21 protein-coding genes are annotated in these 21,604 nt (G+C 67.8%); 6 read left to right on the top strand and 15 right to left on the bottom strand.

What is annotated here, in order from left to right; translation table 11 throughout:
- Positions 1-89: 89 nt before the first annotated feature.
- The 15 genes from Q9S36_RS43085 to Q9S36_RS43155 form a co-directional block, all read right to left on the bottom strand.
- Entirely contained in the window at positions 90-3,413 is a 3,324-nt protein-coding gene (locus tag Q9S36_RS43085) for a LysM peptidoglycan-binding domain-containing protein (RefSeq protein WP_311290903.1), read from the bottom strand.
- Positions 3,414-3,429: 16 nt separating this feature from the next.
- Positions 3,430-4,443 (bottom strand): hypothetical protein, encoded by a 1,014-nt coding sequence (locus Q9S36_RS43090; RefSeq protein ID WP_311290905.1) that lies wholly within the window; start codon positions 4,441-4,443, stop codon positions 3,430-3,432.
- Entirely contained in the window at positions 4,437-5,051 is a 615-nt protein-coding gene (locus Q9S36_RS43095; protein ID WP_311290906.1) for a hypothetical protein, read from the bottom strand. Before Q9S36_RS43095 ends, Q9S36_RS43090 begins: the two co-directional genes overlap by 7 nt.
- A gap of 12 nt (positions 5,052-5,063) precedes the next feature.
- Positions 5,064-5,474, bottom strand: a complete 411-nt coding sequence (locus Q9S36_RS43100; protein ID WP_193599379.1) for a pilus assembly protein TadG-related protein — start codon at positions 5,472-5,474, stop codon at positions 5,064-5,066.
- Entirely contained in the window at positions 5,471-5,920 is a 450-nt protein-coding gene (locus Q9S36_RS43105) for a pilus assembly protein (RefSeq protein WP_311290907.1), read from the bottom strand. The genes Q9S36_RS43100 and Q9S36_RS43105 overlap by 4 nt, the downstream gene beginning before the upstream one ends.
- Positions 5,920-6,333, bottom strand: coding sequence for a TadE/TadG family type IV pilus assembly protein (locus tag Q9S36_RS43110; RefSeq protein WP_311290908.1), 414 nt, complete (start codon positions 6,331-6,333; stop codon positions 5,920-5,922). Before Q9S36_RS43110 ends, Q9S36_RS43105 begins: the two co-directional genes overlap by 1 nt.
- Before the next feature lie 15 nt (positions 6,334-6,348).
- Positions 6,349-6,543 (bottom strand): hypothetical protein, encoded by a 195-nt coding sequence (locus Q9S36_RS43115; RefSeq protein ID WP_005052697.1) that lies wholly within the window; start codon positions 6,541-6,543, stop codon positions 6,349-6,351.
- Positions 6,544-6,641: 98 nt separating this feature from the next.
- Positions 6,642-7,523, bottom strand: a complete 882-nt coding sequence (locus Q9S36_RS43120) for a type II secretion system F family protein (RefSeq protein WP_062635296.1) — start codon at positions 7,521-7,523, stop codon at positions 6,642-6,644.
- Positions 7,520-8,386, bottom strand: coding sequence for a type II secretion system F family protein (locus Q9S36_RS43125; protein WP_311290909.1), 867 nt, complete (start codon positions 8,384-8,386; stop codon positions 7,520-7,522). Before Q9S36_RS43125 ends, Q9S36_RS43120 begins: the two co-directional genes overlap by 4 nt.
- Position 8,387: 1 nt before the next feature.
- A complete protein-coding gene (locus tag Q9S36_RS43130) occupies positions 8,388-9,995 on the bottom strand; it encodes an ATPase, T2SS/T4P/T4SS family (RefSeq protein ID WP_311290910.1) in 1,608 nt (535 codons plus the stop codon).
- The gene (locus Q9S36_RS43135) at positions 9,992-10,819 is read right to left on the bottom strand and encodes a hypothetical protein (protein WP_311290911.1); all 828 of its coding nucleotides are present in this window, start codon (positions 10,817-10,819) and stop codon (positions 9,992-9,994) included. Before Q9S36_RS43135 ends, Q9S36_RS43130 begins: the two co-directional genes overlap by 4 nt.
- A 6-nt stretch (positions 10,820-10,825) precedes the next feature.
- Complete coding sequence (locus Q9S36_RS43140) at positions 10,826-11,518, bottom strand: SAF domain-containing protein (RefSeq protein WP_062635282.1); 693 nt, start codon at positions 11,516-11,518, stop codon at positions 10,826-10,828.
- A gap of 119 nt (positions 11,519-11,637) precedes the next feature.
- Positions 11,638-12,237, bottom strand: coding sequence for a hypothetical protein (locus tag Q9S36_RS43145; protein WP_311290912.1), 600 nt, complete (start codon positions 12,235-12,237; stop codon positions 11,638-11,640).
- A gap of 1 nt (position 12,238) precedes the next feature.
- Positions 12,239-12,913 carry a ParA family protein gene (locus Q9S36_RS43150; protein ID WP_062635277.1) on the bottom strand — a complete coding sequence of 225 codons (675 nt, stop codon included), beginning with the start codon at positions 12,911-12,913 and terminating at the stop codon, positions 12,239-12,241.
- An 855-nt stretch (positions 12,914-13,768) separates the two neighbouring features.
- Positions 13,769-14,533 carry a hypothetical protein gene (locus Q9S36_RS43155; RefSeq protein WP_251448520.1) on the bottom strand — a complete coding sequence of 255 codons (765 nt, stop codon included), beginning with the start codon at positions 14,531-14,533 and terminating at the stop codon, positions 13,769-13,771.
- A 312-nt stretch (positions 14,534-14,845) separates the two neighbouring features.
- Between Q9S36_RS43155 and Q9S36_RS43160 the strand changes: the two genes are divergently transcribed.
- The 6 genes from Q9S36_RS43160 (at position 14,846) to Q9S36_RS43185 (ending at position 21,599) form a co-directional block, all read left to right on the top strand.
- Positions 14,846-15,082, top strand: coding sequence for a hypothetical protein (locus tag Q9S36_RS43160; protein ID WP_311290913.1), 237 nt, complete (start codon positions 14,846-14,848; stop codon positions 15,080-15,082).
- Positions 15,079-16,071, top strand: coding sequence for a conjugal transfer protein (locus tag Q9S36_RS43165; protein ID WP_311290914.1), 993 nt, complete (start codon positions 15,079-15,081; stop codon positions 16,069-16,071). Before Q9S36_RS43160 ends, Q9S36_RS43165 begins: the two co-directional genes overlap by 4 nt.
- 17 nt (positions 16,072-16,088) lie before the next feature.
- Positions 16,089-16,343, top strand: coding sequence for a hypothetical protein (locus Q9S36_RS43170; RefSeq protein WP_311290915.1), 255 nt, complete (start codon positions 16,089-16,091; stop codon positions 16,341-16,343).
- Between the two features lie 9 nt (positions 16,344-16,352).
- Complete coding sequence (locus Q9S36_RS43175) at positions 16,353-16,928, top strand: hypothetical protein (RefSeq protein WP_311290916.1); 576 nt, start codon at positions 16,353-16,355, stop codon at positions 16,926-16,928.
- Positions 16,929-17,040: 112 nt separating this feature from the next.
- Positions 17,041-19,569: an ATP-binding protein gene (locus tag Q9S36_RS43180; protein ID WP_311290917.1), complete on the top strand. Its 2,529-nt coding sequence runs from the start codon at positions 17,041-17,043 to the stop codon at positions 19,567-19,569.
- Complete coding sequence (locus Q9S36_RS43185) at positions 19,566-21,599, top strand: hypothetical protein (protein WP_311290918.1); 2,034 nt, start codon at positions 19,566-19,568, stop codon at positions 21,597-21,599. The genes Q9S36_RS43180 and Q9S36_RS43185 overlap by 4 nt, the downstream gene beginning before the upstream one ends.
- Positions 21,600-21,604: the final 5 nt, after the last annotated feature.

Raw genomic sequence — 21,604 nt, forward strand, 5'->3', positions numbered from 1 at the left:
AAGCCCCCCACAGCCGCGAGCGGGTACCGCAACGCCGGGAAACGTCCCGCGCGCGCGCTTTGGGGGGCCTCACGAGTTGTGGTCATGGGTCAGCTGGCGATCGCGTGGCGCTGTCGCAGCTGAGCGATGAGGGACTGCGTCTCGGTGTCGGGCTCGTAGTCCTCGTCGACGGCGGCAAGGTTCTGCTCGAGCTGCGTGATCAGTCGCTCGACGCCGGCGTGGTCGCCTGCCTGGTGCTCGGCGCGCAGACCGTCACGCCAGAAGACCTCGTTGATGGGGTCGACCATGCGTCCGATCGCGGAGGCGAGGCGTGCGTGTCGGACCTTCCCTGTGGACAGGCTGCGGGTGGCTACCTCATGGGCGACGTCGCCAATGGTCGCGATCATTTCGTTGCGCAGCCGGTCGGCGAACACGTAGCGCTTGTCGGGGACGCCGCTGATGGGCTGTCCCTTGACGAGCTCGAGCGCAGCGAGCAGCCGGTCGGTGGGGGTGTCAGAGATCTCGTCACCGATGAGACCGAGGAAGTCCTGCCAGTCGGAGCGGACGTCCTCGTGCAGCCGGTACTCCCCCGTCGTCACGAGCGGCACATAGAGCTCGCCGTCATCGTTCTGTCCGAGCCAGCGGCGAGTCTTGGAGGTCAGCCCGTTGCGGTCGTCGTTTGCCTTCTTGCCCGAGGCGATCTGGCCGGGCCAGAACACGGCGTGTACCTGCTCGGCGGTGGCGTTCGGGTTCACCGACAAGAACGCGACCAGCTCGGTCCCCTTGCGGATTGCCGATCGCCACTGCGCGGCGGTGTTCGGGTTCACCGGCGCCTCTCCACGCGCGCCGCGAACCTCGACGGGTCCGAGCAGCTGCAGGTACGGCCCACGGTGCAGCGGTGTGATCGCCGCGAGCGGCTCGTCGTGCTCGGCCGCGGCCTCCTCGTCGACCAGGTCGACCGTGACGGTCTCCGCCGGCTCCTCGTCGACGGCGGCGGGTGCTGCCTCGTCCGCCTCGGAGATCTCCGCCTCCTTCTCGGCGGCGACAGGCTCGGAGATCTCGACGTCGGGCTCGTCGACGAGCGGGAGCTGCTCGGCTTCGACCTCGTCGGCTTCGACTGCAGCGGCGGGGATCTCGTCGAGCTCGAGTTCGTCGTCGAGCGCGACGCCGGTAGCGGCGCCCTCTGTGGCGACGTCGAACAGCGCGAGGATCTCGTTGTACTCGCGCGTGCCGACAAGCTGCGGGGTGATCGGGATGGCGACGCCGGTGCCGGGGATCTCGAGCTGAGCTCGACGGTCCTCGGTGAGTGCCAGGTTCCAGCTGCCCGTCAGGTGGCCGGCGCTGACAGCTGCGATACCGACCCGCGGGATCCGGGTGACCAGCTCGCTGATGGCTTCACGGGTGGCTTCGTCCGGGTTGTCGCCGAGGATGATGATTTCCGGCGCCCAGGCCTCCGCATCCGCTCCGGTAGTACGTGCCTGCTCGAGCCCGTCGACGCCGAGCTCAGCGAGAGCAGCTTCGACCGCCGCGGCCTGTCCGTGCAGGTTGCGCAGCAGCGTCTCGGTGTCCTCGACGTGACGCACGCGGCCGCTGCCGAGCGCGAGCGGGAGGCGATCGCCGACACCGACGAGGGTGACCTGGACGTCCTCAGACCAGGTGTTCGCGGCGAGCTCGATCGCGATGGCGGTGAGCACGCCCTGGCGCAGCTCTCCGGTGGCGCCGGTGACGTTGAGCGCACCGATCCGCTCGAGGTCGACGAAGATGTGCCCGTTGTTGTCGTCGTGGCCGAGCATGACCAGCGCCGGGTACGGCGCGGACGGGACCGTGTCGAGAGGCTCGAGGTCGGTCAGCGCGACCATCCAGGCGAGCTTGTCTTCGGGGTCGTACTGGGTGAACGGTGCCGGAAGGTCGGTCGGCTCGTCGAGGTAGACGGCGACCGAGCTCTCGTCGAGGCGGAGGGCGTACAGCGCAGGCAGGCGGCTGCCGGTTTCCTGCGCCCACACGGCCAGGTGGCGCAGGGCTGTGTCGACAGCCTCGGCCCCCAGCGGGTTCTCCACGGCGCGCAGCTCGAGCTCCACGGAGGACACCGTCTCGTCAGGCATCGCGATCCGCTGGCGCGGCTTGCGGTCGCGGCGCTGCTTGAGCCGCCGCCAGCCAAGCAAGGTGAGCAGACCGGCGGCGAGGGTAGCGCCGATGCCTCCGATGGTGGCGACCTGGAAGTAGTCCTCGATGCCGCTCGTATCGTCCTCGTCGACGTCGACGGCCGCGGACGGAGCTGCAGCCTCGTCGACGGGCGCCTCGTCGGCGGGCGCCTGGGTGTCATCCGTGGTGAACCCCAGACCGCTCGTGGCTTCGTCCTCGGCCGCGGCATCCGCACCCGACGCGCCAGCGCCTTCGTCAGCGCCGCCGCCAGCACCCGCGGCACCAGCACCCTCGTCTGCGTCGACGTCGACGGCGCCAGCAGCGCCCTCGTCCGTGTCGATCGAGCCAGTGCTGCCGGTGGTGCCCGCCGCGTCGTCAGTCGGAGCGACGGGGACGACGGTGGCCACGGGGATGTTGACCTGCTGGCCGGGGTAGATCCAGTTCGGGTCGGTGATGGTGCCGCCGCCAGGCTGAGCGATGTCCTTCGAGGCCTCGAAGATCTCGGGGTAGCGGGCACCATCGCCGAGCTCCTCGGCCGCGATGTCCCACAGGGTGTCGCCGGAGACGATGTCACGCTGCTCGTAGGTGATCTCGGTGACCGTCTCCGCTTCGGCACTGGCAGGCGCGGCCGCGGCATCCGCTGCGGCCGGTACGACGGCGTCTGCAGGCAGGGTGAGCACCCATCCCTCCTGTAGCCATCCCGACGCGGTCAGCGCTCCCCCATCGGCCTGCTGCACGCCGAGGTTGAGCGCGGAGATCTCCGCAGCGCGGCTGCGATCGCCCAGCGTGCTCTCTGCGATCCGGGCGAGTGTGTCCGTTCCCGTCACCACGTACTGCGGGCCCGCCTCGACGACGGGGGCCTCCTCAGCCGCGGCCTCGGTGGGCGCGACCGAGACGACGGAGGCGCTCATGGACACCGAAGGCTGCGTGGGTACCTCTGACGCGAACGCGGCCGCAGGCGAGAACAGGGCGATGACTGCGGCGAGCAGACCGCCCATGACCTTCTGCTGGACGCCGAGGCCAGGGATCCGAGGCCGCGGCACACCGCGCAGCTGCGCGGGTAGCTCGGCGAGGAAGCCGACAGCGAAGGTTGCCCACGCGATCCACGCGACGATCGGCATGATCGTCCCGATCAGGAAGGATCCGGTGTAGTCGCGCATCGTGAACCCGGCCACGAGCTCGTCCCACGACGGCAGCGGGTTGCCGGCGAAGAACACGAGCCCGGCGGGGATACCGATCAGGAGCACGGCGAGCAGGATCAGCGACCCGAGGCCCTTTCCGATGCGGTTCATGATGCCTCCTTGGGGGTCAGGGGACGATGACGGTCTGCAGCTCGTTGACCTCGAGGTCGACTGCGCTGTTGGTGGTCAGGTTGACGGTGCCGCCGGGGCCGGCGAGAGAGGTCCACGTCACGGTCCAGTTCGTCGTGGCCGTGACCGTGAAGCGATCGCCGGGATTCCGGCTCGAGGTCGATGTGTACTGGTATCCGCAGGTTGGCGACGTCGTCATGCCGTAGCCGACGTTGTACGGAGTGCCAGTGTTGCCGCAGGTCGTCGACGCGCCGTCGCCCATCTGCCAGCGAACGGACGTGGCCTGAGCGGTCGCTGTGATCGTCTGCCCACCCAGCGTCGCGGTCTCCGTATAGGGGCCCCAGGTCAGCGGTTCGGGGTTGTTGACCCAGAGCCAGATCGGAACCCCGACGTAGCCGCGACGGTGACCCCACTGGGGGTTGACCTCAGGGGCCATGCCGATGTCGATGCCTCGGAGCTGGAAGGTCGAGATCAGCTGTTGCGCGGCGGCACCCGGAGTGAGCACCCGCAGCCCCGGCGGGACCGTCTCGCTCCAGAACTGGCTCTCCGTACCCAGGCCCGGCGATCCACCCGGCGACGGGTTGAACATGATGCAGCCGTAGTAGCCAGCCTCCTGCGAGTAGCCCGGCGGGCGAGCCGGCCAGACGCCGTCCTTCATGAAGACGTAGCACTGCCGGGTGTTCGACCAGTACGACGTCGAGCCGCCGCAGTCGATGATCGCGTAGAAGCGCTGGTAGGTGCCGCCATCGAAAACGCGGATCTGATCATCCGTCCAGCCCATCTGCAAGAGACCAGATTGTGAGTTCTCGTAGTAGCAGGTCGGCGCGCCAGCGGTCCACCCGTTGCTGTCCGGGTTCGGCGCCGGATCCGAAGGCATCGAGATCGTGAGGTAGCACCTGTTGTCTGCGTCGCAGTAGACGCCATTGGCGCCCTGCGCGGGCATGGCAGCGACGAGAGAGGCCGCGATGAGGGCGATAACGGCGGCGAGCGCTGCGATTCCTCGTCTCAGCATGTGGTCCCCAAGTCGATTCGATCGTTGACGAGCCAGGTCTTGGTCTCGGCGTCGTAGATGACGTGGAACTCAACTTCGTTGCGCGGGGTCGGGTTCTGCATTGCAGGCTTGCCATCAGCTGTCGTGGTGATGCGCCCGGAGGCATCCTGGCAACCGGGGACGATGACGAGGCCATTGGCGATGCCCTCGTATTCCTGGCCGTAGGCCGTGGTCGGCTCGAACTCGATGCGACCTTCAACGGTGGCCTGGCCTTCGATGCTCTCTCCGTCCTCGTTCAGGATGGGCCCGTTGGCGGTCCGCGACGCGTCTTCCTGAACCCGGCTCAGCATGCGGCCGGTGGCGACGATGTCGAAGAGCTCGGGGCTGTTTCCACCCGTGGCGTCGACCTGCTCCCACACATCGAAGAGGAGCGTGATCGTCTGCTGTGCCTTGGTGATCGCCTCATCCTCGTCGGCGGGTGCTTCGCCGGTGATAGGCGCGACAGTCGGCGTGGGGGTCGGGGTGTCGGTGGGGCTGACGGTGGGGTTTTGGTTGCCGGTGCCCGTGCATGCGGTCAGCGTCAGTGCGGCGGCGATGATGCCGGCGAGGGCGAGGCGCTTGATGCTCATGGTGGGGCTCTCCTACTGGGTGATCAGCTCTGCGGTGGCTGTGGCTTGGACGGGGAACGGCACGGGGAGGAAGGTGGCCGAGTAGTCGGTGTCGACGGTGACGGTGATGCGGTCGCCGCTGACGGCGACGCTTCCGCCGACGCCGGCGGCGGCGAGGTAGCCGTTGGCGGCGCTGACGGCTCGGCTGCTGTCGATCGCGGTGGTGCCGTCGCTGATCGCTTGGCCGCTGACGGCGTTCGCTGCGGCGCGGGCGGCGCTGGCTGCGGTGGTGTAGGCCTGCTGGTTGGCTTGCACCTTGCCGGCGCCGTCGACGACGAGTCCGACGATCGCGAGGAACGCGACGGTCATGATGACGAAGTAGATCGTCGCGACGCCCTTGTCGTCGCGGAACTTGGCTCGGAGCCTCTGGATCATGGTGTTCATCGCCGCTCCCTGTAGGCGTCGACGGGAGAGGCGGCGGTGCCTGTGAGGACGCGGGTGCCGGGCAGGCCGATCATGGCGGCGTCGCTGAGCGCGACGGTGCAGGACACGGTTGCACTGACTCGGCCGGTGGTGCCGATCGGGGCGCTCAGGCCTGAGGCGTCGATGTTGACGGAGAGGGTCGTGCAGTTGACGCCGGACTGCTCCATCGAGATCCGCGCCATCTCTTCGGCTGCGTCCTGCGCCTGGGCCGTGGTGCGCGCGAGCGATGCTTCGCGGGCCGCTGCAGACGCAGCGGACTCGACGGCGTTGCCGGCCAGCGCGAGACGGCCGGCAGCTGCGAGCAGCACGAGCACCGCGGCGAGGGCCGGGGCGAGGATGGCGATCTCGAGGCCGGCAGAGCCGCGGTCGTCGCGGAGCTTGGCGATGAGGGTTCGGATGGTGCGCATCAGTTCACCCACCTTTCGGTGGGGCCGGTCACGGTGACGTCGATGTTGGTGGTCAGTCCGGGGACGAAGGAGGGGGCGGTGCCTGTGACTGTGACGGTCACGGTGTTGGCGCCGCGGTCGACCGCGACGGATGCGCCGCTGATCGGTGAGCCGGATTGGTTGAGGACTGCGAGGCCGGCGGCGGAGCCGTCTGTGCCGCTGGCGTTGTAGGCGCGGGCGGCGTTGTAGGCGCTGGTGGCGGCGGCGTGGGCGAGGTTGTTGGCGTGGAGGATGATCCCCAGGTGCAGGAAGACCGCGAGGACGAGCAGCAGCACCGGGGCGATGATCGTGTTCTGCAGCGTGGCCGCACCCCGATCACCGGCGAGCGCTTCTCTGAGGCGCTGCCGGTGACCGGTGTTGGAGGTGCGGACCATCTGCGGGTGGCTCTTTCAGCCGGTGGGGATCTGGCCGGCGTAGGCGTTGATCGCGGTGACGATGATCGCCACGACGGCCACGGCGGCGAGCGCGATGCCGGCGGTCCAGATGACCTGCTCGAGGGTGATGGAGCCACGTTCGGGCTCTTCGGTGAAGCGAGCTGCCCGCCCGCGCATGCGGGACAGGAACTCTCGGCTCAGGGTCGACATAGGATCCTGGTTCCTTTCTCTGTGTGGGTGGGTGGTGCTTGGTCTATTAGGTATAGGCCTCGGTTTTGGGCCTTCGCGGACATCTGACTTCAAACGTCTCAGAAGAATGCGTTGAGCACGAAGGGAGTTCCGAGCAGAAGCATGAAGAGGACGCCGGTGAGGGTCATCGGGATGGTCATCTTGTTGGTCGCTTTGTTCGCCTCCGTCACTTCATCATTCAGAAGTCGGTCCCGGAGGTTCTGCCCCCGTGCCCTGAGTGTCTCATATACCGACGCTCCTTGCTCCCCCGAGAGCCTGATCACCTTGGCGATTTCACCCAGGTCGGGGACGTTGATCTCGAGGGAGAGCTGCTCGAGTGCGTCCCAGGGTGCTGTGCCGGCGTAGCGGGCTTCGGTGAGGGTTTGGCGGATTCGGACGAATGCCCAGTTGCGTCCGACCTGGGCGGCGGACTCGAGGGCTTTGCCGGGAGGGGCGCCGCTGATGCGTTCGGATCCGACGAGCTCCATGTAGACGGCGACCGAGCGGGAGAACTCCTTGCGGGCGGCTTCGGCCTGGTCGCGGACGAGCAGGTTGGGCAGGTACCAGCCGCCGATGGCGAGGGGGATGCCGAACAGCGCGGGGATGTAGAACGCGGTCAGGCCGAGGACTTGGAAGATCAGTCCGATCGCGATGGGGGCGATGAGGCCGAGGCCGGCGGAGAGCACCTTCTGGTACAGGAACCGGTTGACGCTCATGCCGATCAGGCGCAGATCGCGGGTGGGGATCTTGAGCGAGGGGCTGTCGCCGACGCGACGGAGGACGGCTGAGCCCACCCGGTTCTCGAGGGTGGCGGCGTAGGCGGGGTCGGCGGCGACGGTGGTGGTGCCGATCCGATCGAGCGCTGCGGAGAGGCTGGGCTGGGTGGGCACCAGTGCGGCGATGACCAGCGCGAAGCCGAGCCCCAGGACGAGGCCAGGGAGGACGATCAGTGCGAGGTTCACTTCTCACCAGCTTTCTCGGTGGCAACGAGCAGACGGGGTGCCGGCACGCCGCGGCTGATGCGTCGCATCCACAGCAGGACGAGGGCGTAGCTGACGAGATATGCGGCGAACAGGAGTTGACCGATCGGGGTGCCGTAGGGGGCGGAGTACTGCTGGGCGAGGACCAGGAGTACGAGCAGCGCGACGGTGAAGTAGACGACGAACCGTGCCTCGTTGCGCGGGGTGGCGCGGTCGGCTTCGATCTGGCGGCGCATCTTGACCCGCTCGAAGATGCTCTTGGCGAGATCCTCGAGCGAGGCCGCGAGGCCGGATCCGCGGAGCTCGGCCTTGCGGAGAAGGTGCATCACGAGCACGTCCGCGGTCTCGTCGTTGAGGTCGTCGGCAAACGCCTGCAGCGCCGCGGTGGTGGTCCACCGGGCGTTGATGCGCGCGACGAGCTGCGTGACCTGCGGGCGGATCGCTTCGGGGCAGCTGCTCAGCGATGCGGCGATGGTGCGTTCGAGGCCGGCGCCGGAGACGGTGAGGCCGGCGAGGCTGCGGGTCCAGGACTCGAGGGCGTCGAGCTTGGCGATCGTGTTCTCCTCGGGGCCCTTCTGCAGCAGCCATGGCAGGCCGACAGCGGCGACGGGCACGGCGATCACGAGCAGCCACCATCCGGTGATCAGCGCGAACACCAGACCGACCGCGGCGCCGCCGACGAGCTGGATCTGCTGCGTGCGGGTGAAGTCGCGTGTCGCCTTCCCGCGAAGCGCGCTGCGCGTGGGCAGCCCGCTGGTGCTGGGCTTGTGGGCGGCGCCGAGGATGACCAGGATCGCGCCGGCGACCGCGAGGATGATGCACAGGGCGAGCGTTGCGGTAGTCATCTCACACTCCCAGGTTCGCGGGATCGAAGCCGTAGAACTTGAGCTCCTCGAGGAGCCGCGGCGATGGCATGTCAGCGGTGATGAGGCTGCCGCTGGATCGGTCGAAGCGGAACACCTGAGAGGCCACGGGGCGGGAGTTGTTCTGCTCCTCGCCGGGCAGGATCTCGGCGATCTCGGTGACGACGCGGCGGGGCTTGCCGGTCGCGGGGTCGATGATCTTCGAGATCTGCACCACGATCTTGATGTTCTGCTCGATCATCCGGTAGGCGTACACGGGGGTCGTGTTGTTGCCACGGGACAGCATCAGCGCCGACATGCGGTCGATCGAGTCGTCTGCGCTGGCGGCGTGCAGGGTGGACAGCGACCCGACACCGGACTGCATGGCCTGCATCATGGCGTAGATCTCAGGGCCGCGGACCTCGCCGACGATGAAGCGCTGGGTGTCCAGTCGGAGGGTGTCGTAGACCAGGTCTTCGGGGGTGATCTCGCCGGGCAGCCGCCCATCGGCGCCACGCTCCCCCTCCCCCGGCTTCGCCTCGAGTGAGACCACTCGCGGGTGGCGGTCGTTGATCTTGTGCAGGTAGAGCTCGCGCTCCATCTCGATCGTGACGATCTTCTCTTCGGCCGGGATGCAGTCGGCGAGTGCGCGCAGCAGTGTGGTCTTGCCTGCGCCGGGGAAGCCGCTGGTGACGACGGAGACCCCGGCGATGACGGCCGCGCGGAGGAAAGCTGCCGCCTGGCGGGTGATGGTGCCGCGCTCTACAAGCTGGTCGAGGGTGACGTCGACGAGGCGGTGGATACGGATGACGATCGTCGGTCGGGTGGCGACGGGTTCCGCGATCGCTGCCAGACGCGCCCCGCCGGGCAGGTCCATGTGCAGTCGCGGCCGGGCGCTCGTGAACGATCGGCCGCCCTCCCCCGAGCGGGCTGCGAGCAGGTTGATCTCTCGCTCGAGCTCACGGTCGTTCTCGGCGATGGGGTACTGGTACTTGACCACGCGGCCGTCCGCGTAGGAGATCCATACGTCGTCGAATCCGTTGATGTGGATGTTCTCGACGTCGGGTTCGTCGACGAGCGGCTGCAGTCGGCCCAGGCGGAACAGCTGGTCGAAGACGGCCTGGCGGATGGCGGTCTGCATCGGGGCCGGCCAGCGCCCCTCTCCGGGGCGGCGGGTCTGGTCGTCGACGCGAGCTCGGACCCGGTCAACGATGTGGTCCTGCGCTGTCTGTTCGCGCTGCTCGGCGGTGATGTCCATGGACTCGCTGAACACTGCGGCGAGCTCACGGGAGACTTCGTCGCGAATGGCGGCGATGTCGGCCCAGGGCAGATCGCTGCGCGCGTCGAGGGTGGTTGGCGGGGTGACCTCGGGTGCGGGTCGCTCGGGGAGGGTGGGCGGTGCCGGCACGATCGGGGCTGCGGGTGCCGTGGGGGCTGCATCGGCCGGGGCGTTCCGCTGTGCCGCGCGGGTCAGGTGTGCGGCGGCGTGGCCCAGGTTGCGCAGGCCCGTGTCGGCCGGTGCGGTCTGCGGGGTCTGCGGGGTGGCCGGTGCCGGCGCGGTGAAGAACGGGATGCTTCCCAGGTCTGCGGGGTCGGGCGTGGGGTCGCTCACTGCTGTCCCTCCCAGTCGGTGGTCGTGTAAGTGCGGGTGTTGAGGACATCGCTGTAGCTGTGCAGCAGCGCGCCGATGGCCCGCGTGTAGGGGGTGCGCTGGGCGCCGAGGGTGGGTGCGCCGACCGAGTAGATGGCGGCGCCCTTCGGATCCCAGGGGATGGTGCCCAGCAGGTTCATGCCGATCTGCTTGGTGACGGTCTTGAGAGGCCAGGTCTCCTGCGTGGTGGGGCGTTCGGTGACGAGGAGATCGACGTAGCTGGCGTGCCCGATCTCGTTGAGCGTGTTCAGCAGCCACTCGGGGACGGTGTTGCGGTTCTCGTCGAGGGAGCGCCAGTGTGCGAGCACGGCTGCCACGGAGGGCAGCGTGCGATCGGTGAACAGGGTGATGCTGTCCGCCTCGCGCAGCAGCGGGAGGCGAGGGTCGTTGACGTGGAGGCGCCCGCCGTCGACGAGGATGTCGTACCCGGCGGACTCGTAGGGGCGCAGCGCGTCGAGCAGTGCCCGCCAGAAGTGGGGGCCCGCGCCGGCGGCGCCCTGCAGACTCTTGAAGCCGGGGATGAGCACTGAGCGGGGGCTGAGCTCGACGGTCTGTTCCCAGAGCTTGTCAGGGGTCAGAGCGCCGTACTGGTCGGCGACGGCCGCTTCGGTCAGTCCGGTGCTGTGGTAGACCTGCCCGCGGATGAGTCCGGGGATGATGCTGCTGGTCTTGGTGGTGTCGGCCTCGACGAGGATCACGGGCTTGGACCAGTTGAGGGCCAGGGCGCCGGCGGCGGTGGTCACGCCGGGAGCGCCGGACGCGCTGGCAAGGAAGATGATCGCCATGCGGGGTCACTCCCCCGTCGAGTCGATGACCAGCGCGACGCGGCCGGTGGCGGCACGAGCGGCGATGTCGGGTGCTTCACGGTTCGGCACGACCAGGTCGACAACCCACACCTGGGTCTCAGTGTCGTAGGTGGCGGTGAACACTGTGGCGTTGAAGCTCTTGGGGGTCTCGACGGGCGGGTCTCCCTGAGTGACGGGGGTCTCAACGACACGGACCTTGTCGCCTGCTGCGAGCTGGTAGCCGGGCATCTGTGCCTGGGTGAGCGTGACGCCCACGATCGAGGAGCCGGCCGGCACCGCGAGGGTGTCGCCGGTGTTGGCCGACGTGATGAGGGTGCCGGCGGGCAGGTCGACCAGCGCGGTGGTTCCGACGAGGTCGGCGGCATCCGCGGCGGAGACCGCGTCGACCTGCTGCCCGCCGGCGAGCTGGATGGTCGTGAGGTCGTCCGTGGTGATCGTCTCCCCGCGCGAGACGTCGACGCTGGTCGCCATGACGCTGACGGTGCGGGTGAGGTTCGTGGTGACCCACCACACGCCGATTCCGCCGAGGAGGACAAGCGCGATGCCGAGGGCGATGATCGCGGGGCGCCGGCGAGACTTCGTCGGCTGCAGGACTGCAGGAGTGAGTCCTTGCTTCTGCTCGCCCGGCTCGGTGGTCTCTTTCGTGCGCTTGCTCTTGCGGTCAGTGGTGGTGGTCATTGGAGGTCAATCCTTCATCGTGGGGCGGATGTGGGGTAGGTGTCTAAGCAGTTCGGTGAGTGTCTCATATACCGCTGTAGCGACAGCTGGTCTTCTGCTGTAGCTGGACACCGCACCGTCTAGTCGAGAGGCGGAAGGAATGCCTCGTAGGCGGTGATGATGACGAAGTTCCGGGAGGGAGCATCGAGTTCAGCGGTGACGCGATCGAGGATCGCGCGGTACGACGGGGCAACGCGCACGGTGTGCTTGACGCGGGGCCCCGCGTCGGAGACGGGGGCGGGACGCTTCTGCCTGTTGAACAGATCCGTCCAGTCCTCGTCAGTCTCTTCTCCGCCGGCGGTGGCTTGGCGGATCAGTTCAGGAAGACGTTTATAGGTAGCCGAGACGGCGTCCAGGAGGACCGTCTGGTGGCTCTTGCGCGTCTTGGCCATGTACGCCTGCAGGCGGTCGTTCAGTGGGACCGGAAGGTGGACGGGGACGCCCTTGGTCGCGGTCTCCCGCTCCTCCCCCTCTCCCCCGTCTTCGGCCTCCGTGCGGGTCGTGCGAGTCGGCTGCTTGCGCGGCGCCTGCTTCTTCGCAGGAGCGGCCGCGGTTTCGACCGCCGCCGCAGGGGCGGGCTCCGGGGGCGGAGCCTGGTCGACGGGGGGCTCCACGGGTTCTGCGGGAGCCGGCGTCGGTGCGGTGCGGCGGGTGAGTTTTCCGAGATCCTGACGAGCCATGTCAGGCCTCCTTCATCTGGTTGGCCCACAGCGACGTGAGCTCCAACGCGACACTGGTGTAGTCGGAGATCGCTGCTTGGTTCTTGCGGGAATCGGTGTACTGCGTGACGACCTTGCCGTCGAAGGGAGCGTCCTCGACGCTCGCGGACAGACGAATGTGACGCTGGAAACGCGGGAGTCCGATCTGCCCCTCGATGAACTCGACGGTGTCGAGCTGCTCTTCCCAGTCCTCGAGTCGCCGACCGCCGCGGCGGGTGTCGATCTTGTTCAGCAGGAGTCGGTAGGGCACCCCGGTCGGGATGATGTGTTCGACCAAGGTGTCCGCGACCGACTCGATCGCCATGGTGGCGGCTTCCAGCGGCAGGACGATGAAGTCGGCGACCTGCAGGACTGCGGTGAGGACGCCGGTGTTCTCATGGCTGCCAGGCGTGTCGACGAGGACGATGTCGTAGCCGTCGAGGTCACGCAATCCCATGATGTTGTTGGGATCGACGTCGGCTGCGAAGTCGAACGGAAGGTCATCCCCCGCTCGCTCGGCCCAGCGTGCTGCGGACTGCTGCGGGTCGACGTCGACCACGAGCACATTGTTGGCGCGGGACAGCGCGGCCGCGAGGTTCATGACGGTGGTGGTCTTGCCCACCCCGCCCTTCTGGTTGCAGACGCCGATGATTCTCACGATCGGCCTCCACGGATGAGGGTGATGACAGCGGTCGCGCCAGTCGAGCGCGCGATGTGCGGATGTGTGGCGCGGGTATGGGGCAACTGTGGCGGGTTCATGGGTGTCAGTATAGCGTCACATTCACGCCTATATGCAACAACAATCGCGCGTGTCGTGCGCGACGCATGCGCTAGAGGTTGCGATGCAACCGCGCTAGAGCCGTGCACTAGACGCGCTCGATTGGAGCAATGGCCGCGCATGCAGTGCGCATGTACGTGCGCTCTATCTACGACATGAAACGCGCCAGAGTGGCGACGTACAGGCACATGCGATGCGCAATCAAAGGGCTGTACACGCGACAGACTCGCGCTAGTAGTGCGCATGTTAGAGCGCAACATCAGGCGCGGGTAGAGCGATGTGCTAGCGCGAGTATTGCGAGTGTTATTGCGGATGACTAGCGCGGGTGTGGCGCGGGGGTTGCTCAGCGTATCGCGCGAGTGATGCGGTGATCTGGCGGGGGAGTGGCGGATGCTATCGCGACGTTGCTGCGTGGGTACAGCGCAGAGCATCGCGGCGGGGTAGCGCGTGTGTGGCGCCGCGCTGGCGATGGTGGAGTGCGCCGTGTCGCGAGGGCTGGTAGGGGAGTCGTGGCGGGGCATCCAAACGATGGATGCGGGCGTAAGCGGGCCTGTGCGGCCTGCTGAGGCGATTTCGGCCATGAGGAGGGCTCCGAGTGAGGCGGAGGGGAAGACAGGGCCCCTGGGGGCCATCCAGAGGCCCTGTCTGTCTGGGGGGGCGGAGCGGTTAGTGTGCTCCGGCCTGTGGGGCGCGCTCGACTCGTCGACTGCGCTTGCCCCTGGATGGCGGGTTGGCTCAGCTGCGGCGCGGGGCGTAGGAGACCTTGGCCTCCATGTCGCCACTGACGGCCTGCATGAGCTTGGTGCGGATTCGGCACACTCGGCGGTTGAGCGTCTCCCGGCTGACGCCGAGCTCGGCCGCTGCTTCCTCACGCGCCACACCGGGGTCACCCTCTGCGAGCTCGATGCGTGCAAGCAGCTGGACCTCGTCGCGGCGGAGGGTGCCGGAGTCGATCGCCCAGGTGAGGATCGTCACCAGATCCCGGAAGACGTCGTCGCTCTCGTCGGGGCCTGCGATCTTCTCGAGCAGCTCGTCCTCGATCGGCATCGCGTCGACGCTGTGCTCGCTGCCGAACCAGACTCCGAGGTTCTTGATCGTCTCGAGACGGATGTTTCCGGAGACGGAGTGGACGCGCTCGAGCGGGTAGGTGTGAATGACCTCCCAGAGCACGCCGATCGTCGCAGTGCGGGCGTCGGCGGGGGAGTGCTGCCACAGGCTGCGCATGCTGCTGCAGCTGCTCGGCAGCCGCAGCGCGAGCGGCATGAACGACTTGAGCAGGACGCGGCCGGCGAAGGTATCGCCGGCGTGCTCGAGGGTGAGCAGCTCGAGCAAGAGCGCGTCGCGCTGTTCGGGAGCTTGCGGCTGCCGGATGAGGTTCACGGCCTCATCGCCGGTCAGCTCGCCGAGCGTTCCGAAGTGGTGAGTGGTGTGGGAGTGGAAGCTGTTCCACTCGTCGAACAGCTGGTCGGCAAGAGGTGATGTCTTCGCCCAAGCAGTCATGAGAAATGGCCCTTCGTCGTGACGTCGGTTGACGAAGGGCCACGTTCCTCAGCACCCCTGGTTCAGATCCTGGAAAGTTCCGGCCGGGCCGCAGAGTGCCCGGCCGGCGGATGCTGGCTTCGGGGGGTCTGAGTCACGATCCATTGCTGTAAACGCCTGGTCAGGGGTGGTTTCCATGCCTCGCTGCATGGGCGCAATATCCACGCAAGATTTCTTCGATCCGCGATGTCCGCGAAGGGCCGAAAACCCGGCCTATACAGATATGCCCCCGTTGGTCGGGAGGCATCAGGACTCCGCGGAAGGGACAGAAACGTGAGCGAGAGCAGCACCGCAGACAGCGCCGACGACGCCATGTGGGAAGGATTCAAGCCCGACGCTGCACGCGCGATCCGAGCGCGTCAGGGGTTCGAGGAGGCAGTGGCGCGCACCCTGGACGCGCCCTTCGACCCGTCCACGCACGGCGGCGTGGTCAAGGCGGTCGAGGAGCTCACGGCATCGGTGCCGGCGGCTCTGCGGGTGGCTCAGCTGCGAGTGGGGGGAGCGGCATGATGGCACGCCGCGAGAAGACACCGAAGCCGGTGAAGGAATCGAAGACCATCCCGGCGCAGGGGAGCAGCTGGACGCATGGCCGGCAGATGGGCGGGAAGGTGCTGTCCGCGGTCCTGTTCGCCGCCATCGCGTGCGGGCCGATCGCCCTGTTCGCTGCGGCCGCGCGCCCGGCGCCCGTCGTCGCCGCGGCACCGGAGGCTCAGGCAGCAGGGCTGAGCACACAGCAGCAGTCCGCCGGTGGATACGCGGAGGGCTTTGTAGCTTCCTGGCTGAGCGCCACGAAGGAAGAGCCCGGCGACCTGGGCACCTACGTCGACCTCGCTGCGCTGCGACAGCTGTCTGTCACACCCTGGGAGTATCGCGATCTGTCCGTCGTGTCGATCACTCCCGTCGACGGGTCGGACTTCGTCAACGTCGTCGTCGCCGCGAACGTCAAGGAGCTGTCGGTGAACGACAGTGACGACACCAGCACGACGAGCTGGCCGCGCCGCTACTTCCAGGTGGCGATCTCGATCAGCGGTGACACGGTGCGCGCCGTTGGGCTCCCCGCGCAGATCTCCGCCCCTGTGCAGGGGCGGACGACGTCGCTGGTCTACAAGCAGACGATCGGTTCCTCCGATCCGTCTGCCGAGACGGTGTCGGCGTTCCTCGGCGCTTACCTGGCCGGCTCCGGCGACCTGTCCCGCTACAGCGCCCCTGACACCGCGTTCGTGGCGATCTCGCCTGCTCCCTACGTGATGGTCAAAGTCGACGAGCTGCGCTCTGACCTCACCCCTACGGAGTCTCCGAGCGACGGCGACACCCTCAAGGTTCTCGCGACGGTCTCGCTGCTGAGCCCGCTGGACCAGCAGGTCACGTCGACATACACGCTCACCCTCACCGCCCGCGCCTCCCGTTGGGAGGTCAGCGCCATTGATCTTGCACCGCAAGCGGTCTCCGACAAGGGATCGACAACCCCCACGCCGACACCGTCCGGTAGCGGCAACTGAGAAAGGAAACACCAACCATGTTCGATTGGATCAACGGGATCACCGCTGATGCGACGACCGCTTTCCGGGCGATCGTGTTCCTCGCAGCGGCAGTGATCTTCTTCGTCGTCGCGGCCAAGGTCCGGTTCGCGATGGCCACGACCATCATCACCGGCATCGCGTGCGGCCTGGCCATGTTCCTCGCCGCCGGCGGCGGCGAGTGGGTCATGGGCCTCATCCAGACCGAGACCGTCGACGCGATCGGCGTGACGGCCTACCGGCTGGTCGCGTAAGGGGCGAAAGTGGCCGATCGCGACGAAGAGAGAGAGGTTGCGCGCTTCTACACGCGCAGCCGCCGGTTCCCGAAGTTCATCGGCCGTCTCCACGACGGCACGAAGATCCCCGGGGGCCCTTACACGCTGACGCAGGGCGTCGTGATGGCGATCGTCCTCGTCGTCGCGCTGATGACGCAGAGCGTGTGGGGGACTGGCTCTCCGATCGTCGACATCCCTGTCGCTGCCTTCGTGTCCTGGGGAGCAGCGTGGGGAGCCGGAAGGATCCCGGCTACACGCCGGAACCTGCTGAGCATCATCACCAGCGGCATGTCCGCGATGACGCGCCCCGCAGCCGGCCGCTACCGCGGAGTGACCATGCGGGTGCGCCCGCCCCACTTCGCTGGCGGAGGAACAACGATCGCCGAGCCGGTCAGCGCCACGCGCACCCGCCCCGATGGCGAGAACACCGCCCCCGCACCGGAGGAGCCCACCGTGGCGCAGCCGGTCCTGCAGCAGGTCTCGACGCCGCTGCCGGCGCACGCACCCGCACACGCGGTCAGCGGCGTCGAGCGCCTGCTGCAGCAAGCCCGAGGAGGCAACTGATCATGACCGGCCCCCTCCCCATCCTCGGCGACCCGCCGATCACGACCCGTTTCAACGGCCGTCGCGATCTCCCGCTGCCGATCAAGCCGACCGACTGAGAAACGAGATGACGATGCAGATCCCCGCAACAGCGATGACGAGCAACCTGATGTGGACCCGCTCGGGCGTGGTCTGGGCGACCTGGCGACTGCAGCCTCTCCCGTATGCCTATGCCTCGGCCGCGGCGAAGCAACTCGTCAAGGCGCACCATCAGGCGCTTTTCCAGGCTCACCGTGGCGAGGGTCTGTTGCTGGGTCTGTGCGCTGACCTGGATCCGGTATCGGTCGTCGAGCGGATGTTGGACGGCGTTCGCATCGACGAGTGCCCCGACTGGGCGCGTGAGGTCGAGCTGACCCTTGACGCGCTCGAGCAGATCCCGCTCGGCACCCGAGCATTCTGGCTCTCGGTCCCTCTCGCAGCCGGGTCGATGAAGGCCCGAGCCATGTCTGCTCTGCGCGCCGCCGACACCAAGCTGCGCGACACGCTGGCGCTTCCTCGTCAGCTGCCCACCGACACCGAGATCGCCGCGGCGGCGCAGATGGCGAAAGAGATCGAGGTCCGCATCCCCGCCGCTTTCCAGCCGACCCGCGCCACACCGGCCGAGCAGATCTGGATCGCCCTCCACTCTCAGCAGCGCGGTCTCTCCGCAGACCTCGCCGCACCCGTCCCGCCCGCCGAAGGTACCGACGACGGATTTGGTGTGGACGAGCTCGCACATTTCCAGATGCCCTCCGCGATGCCGAACCCCTGGCTCGACGAAGGTGGGCAGAGCGACATCGCCCCGAAGTCCGCGCAGCAGTTCCTCCCGTTCAAGCGCCGCTACCTCAAGGTGCACAGCCCCTATGCCGACGAGACGTCGTCGTACCAGGTGGTGCAGGCGATGGTCGCGGCGCCCAAGGCCGGCTGGGTCTCGCCCGGTGTCGAGTGGATCTCGCACGTCGACCAGTTCCCCCTCGACGTCGACTGGGGGATCCGCTTCACCGTGACCGGAGCCGATGAGGTCAAGCGCCGCAACAAGAAGGCCGAAACCGCACTCGAGGAGCAGTACAAGCACCAGGAAGGCACCGCGACGATCACCGGTGGCGGGAGCGACCTCGGCGAGATCGCCGAGACCCTGGCCGCGTATCACGCCTCACTCAATCGTTCCGACAAGGAAGTCGAGGTCCAGGCAACCGTTCTTTTCGCTGTCGGAGCAGACACCGCCGACCTCGCGAAGGCCAAGGGCCGGTTCGTGGCAGACGAGTACAAGCGCGCCGACTTCCTCCTCGAGGCGCCCCTGGGCGGGCAGGAAGAGCTCTGGTGGGCGATGATCCCCGGAACCCCGACCGGCCGCATCGTCCGGGAACTCACCCAGATCACGACCGGCCGCGAGTTCGCGACCGGCGTGCCGCTGTCCAGCAACGAGCTCGGCGATGAGAAGGGTGCGCGATTCGGGGAGAACATCAGCACCGCCCGCCACACACCGATCCTCCGCGACGCGGACGGCAGTATCCAGGCCGACACCAGCGCCAGCTTCGGCGTGGTCGCCGAGCTCGGCGCCGGCAAGAGCGTGCTGCTCAAGGGGGACATGGGCGACACCGTCGATCGCAACGGCCGCGTTGTCGCGATCGACCGCACTGAGGCCAAGGAGTACGCGGTCTTCGCGCAGAGCCTCCGGCCGGACACCACGACGATCGTCGACCTGATGGCCCCGGAGTACTCACTGGATCCGCTGCGGGTCTTCGGCCCGCTCATCGGCGCACGCATGGTGCAGTCGCTCTTCGCGGTGATGCTCGGCATCCGTGCCCGCGACTCCCGCGGCGTCGCTCTGTCCCGTCTCCTCGAGCCGGAGTACGTCGCCGCACACGACATCACCAGCCTCGGCCGGCTCCGCGCTCATCTCAAGACGATCTCCTCGACGGAGAGCGAGGAGCTGTCTGGACTGATCAACCTGGTCGCGTCGAAGGACATCGGCGAGGTTCTCTTCAACGACGGGCTCGCCGCTGTCGACCTGAAATCGCGGGCCTTGGTGTTCCTTACTCATGGGCTGTCGCTGCCGGACAAGACCGAGCTCGAGCACGCGCACCTGTTCGAGGAGATGCCCCTGGAAAAGATCTACGGCCGCGCCATGTACGCAATGCTCATGGGGATCTCCCGCGAGGTCTGCTTCATGAACCCCGGCGAGCTCGCCGGCGCCTACTTCGACGAGTGCCACCACATCACCCAGTCACCCGAGGGGGAGCGCGACCTGCGGATCGGCATCCGCGACGGCCGCAAGCACCGCGCGTTCTTCGCTCTCGGCTCGCACGACCCCGCCGACTTCGGAGAGACCCAGACCCGAGGCCTGCTCAAGACCCGCTACGTGATGCGTCAGACCGACAAGGAGCTCGCTCGTCGCGCAATCGAGTGGCTGACCGGCGAGCCCGCGGACCCGGCGATGGTCCAGGTGGTCACCGAAGACCTGTCCCCGCTCGGGGCGGACGGCAAAGTCGCCCCCGAGCGTCGCGGTGAGGGCCTGATCCGTGACCAGCGCGGTCGAGTCGGGAAGTTCCGCAAGACGCTCCCTGAGCGTCCCGATCGCCGCGAAGCCGTGCTGTCGACCCCGTCTCTGGTGACACCATGATCACCTTCTACCGGCACACCTTCGAGACCCTGGGCGGCGCGTTCTGGCGGGCCCGCTTCTGGGTGCACGATCACCCGCGTTGGAGCAAGGTCCTCGCCGTCGTCCTGATCGACCTGTTCCTGGTTCTGTTCGGCAACACGTACTGGGCCTTCGCCGCTGACGGTGGTGGATCGTCCCCGTTCATGCTGGGCGGCGACATCACCGACAGTGATGGCGTCCCGCTGACCAACTACACCGTGCTCCCGCTCGATCGCGGTGACGTGTTCACGATGGGGAAGTTCTTCATCTCCATGTGGATCGACCCGATCTGGACCGGGCATCTGGGGCTGGTGTCGTGGATGATCTGGTTCTGCAACTGGCTGCTCTCCTTCGAGTGGGTCGACATCGTCGCGGCGCCGTTCGGCGCACTGGCCGACCTCCTGCAGGACTTCCTCGGTGAGATCGCATGGATCCCGTTCGCACTGACGATCGCCGGCGGCGTGGCCGGCCTGGCGATCATGCTCGGCCGGCACTCCACCGGGTGGGCAGAGCTATTCATTTCCGCGTGCTGCGCCGTGCTGGCAACCGGGTTGCTCGCCAATCCGGTCGCCTCGCTCACCGCCGCCGGCGGCGCCTTCGACACCGCCCAGGAGTACGGCGGGCAAATCGCCGCGGTCGTCGTCACGGACGACATCAACAGCACGGAGCTCGACTCCGAAAACCTGCTCTCCGCTGCAGTCACATCGCAGCTGGTCGACATCTTCGTGAAGATCCCTGCGCAGACGATCGCATTCGGCCACGCGCTCGAGGGCCAGTGCGCCGCGACCTTCACCGACACGATGACCAGCTCGGCGCCCATCCAGACCGGCGGCAACGAAGTCCGCGACGCTGTTGGCGGCTGCGACGAGGCGGCGAAGACGTTCAACCAGAACCCGAACTTCGGCCAGGTACTCACGGCCGTCACGATGACCCCCGGCGCGCTGACCCTGTTCATCCTGCCGATGGCATTCGGAGTGCTGTTCCTGATCACAGTGCTCGGCTTCCTGATCTCCGCGATCAAGACCATGTGGAACGTCTACATCGGGATCCTCCCGGTCAACCGCTACCCGCTGTGGAAGTCCCTCGCCGACACCTTCATGGGCCTGGTCGCCATCGTCTTCATGGCTGTGGTAATGGCAGCCGTCCTCAAGCTCACCGTGGCAGCGATCACCGGGCTCAGCAGCCTGGGCATCCCTCTCGTCGCGCAGATGACCTTCGCGACGCTGGTGATGATCGTGCTGCTGTTCCTCATCATCCGGGCTCGCCGCATCGCCAAGAAGACCGGCCGGTCGATCGCCGAGCAGCTCTCCAAGTACGGCATCGGCAAGGGAGCCCCGGCCGAACGCGACGGGGTCAAGACCGTTGCGGCGATGAGCGCCGTATCCACCGTCGCGGCCGCGGCGCTGCGCCGCCCCGACAACAAGGTCGACGCACGCTCCATCAACCTTGGCGCGGGCGCAGCGCAGGACATCGGCACAATGACCGCTACGCGGCCACCCGCGGCACCCAAGCCGCCCTCGACGCCCTCCGGTGGCGCACCGGGCCGTCCCGCCCTCCCATCGCCTCAGAAGGGCTCTGGGAGCGGCGCGGGTGCGGGTGCTGCCGCCAAGGCCTCCAAGACCGCAGAGCTGGTCTTCACGGCCGCGCGGATCGGTAAGGGGGCCGCAGCGGGGGGTGTGGCCGGCGCCGCCGGCGCCGCGGCGCTCGAGGTCGGCGGCAGGGTAGCAAGCAAGGGAGCATCGAAGGCGGTATCCGCGGCGGCGACTGCAGGAGCGAGCAAGCCGCGAGCGGCAGGCGACCCGAAGGTGGTCCCGATGGTCGTCGACCAGGGACCGGCCCCCACGCGCACCCCAGACAGCACTCGACGCATCGTCGTCGACTCCTCTGGCATGGGGCACATCGAACGTCGCCCCACGTCAAGTGTCGTCGACATCTCGTCCCTGCCCGCGCGAGCGCCCCGCTCGCCGCGCAGCGGTGAGATGCGCGCCCGGCTCGCGATCGCGCAGAAGTAGCCGGC

This window comes from Microbacterium sp. ARD31, from assembly GCF_031844425.1.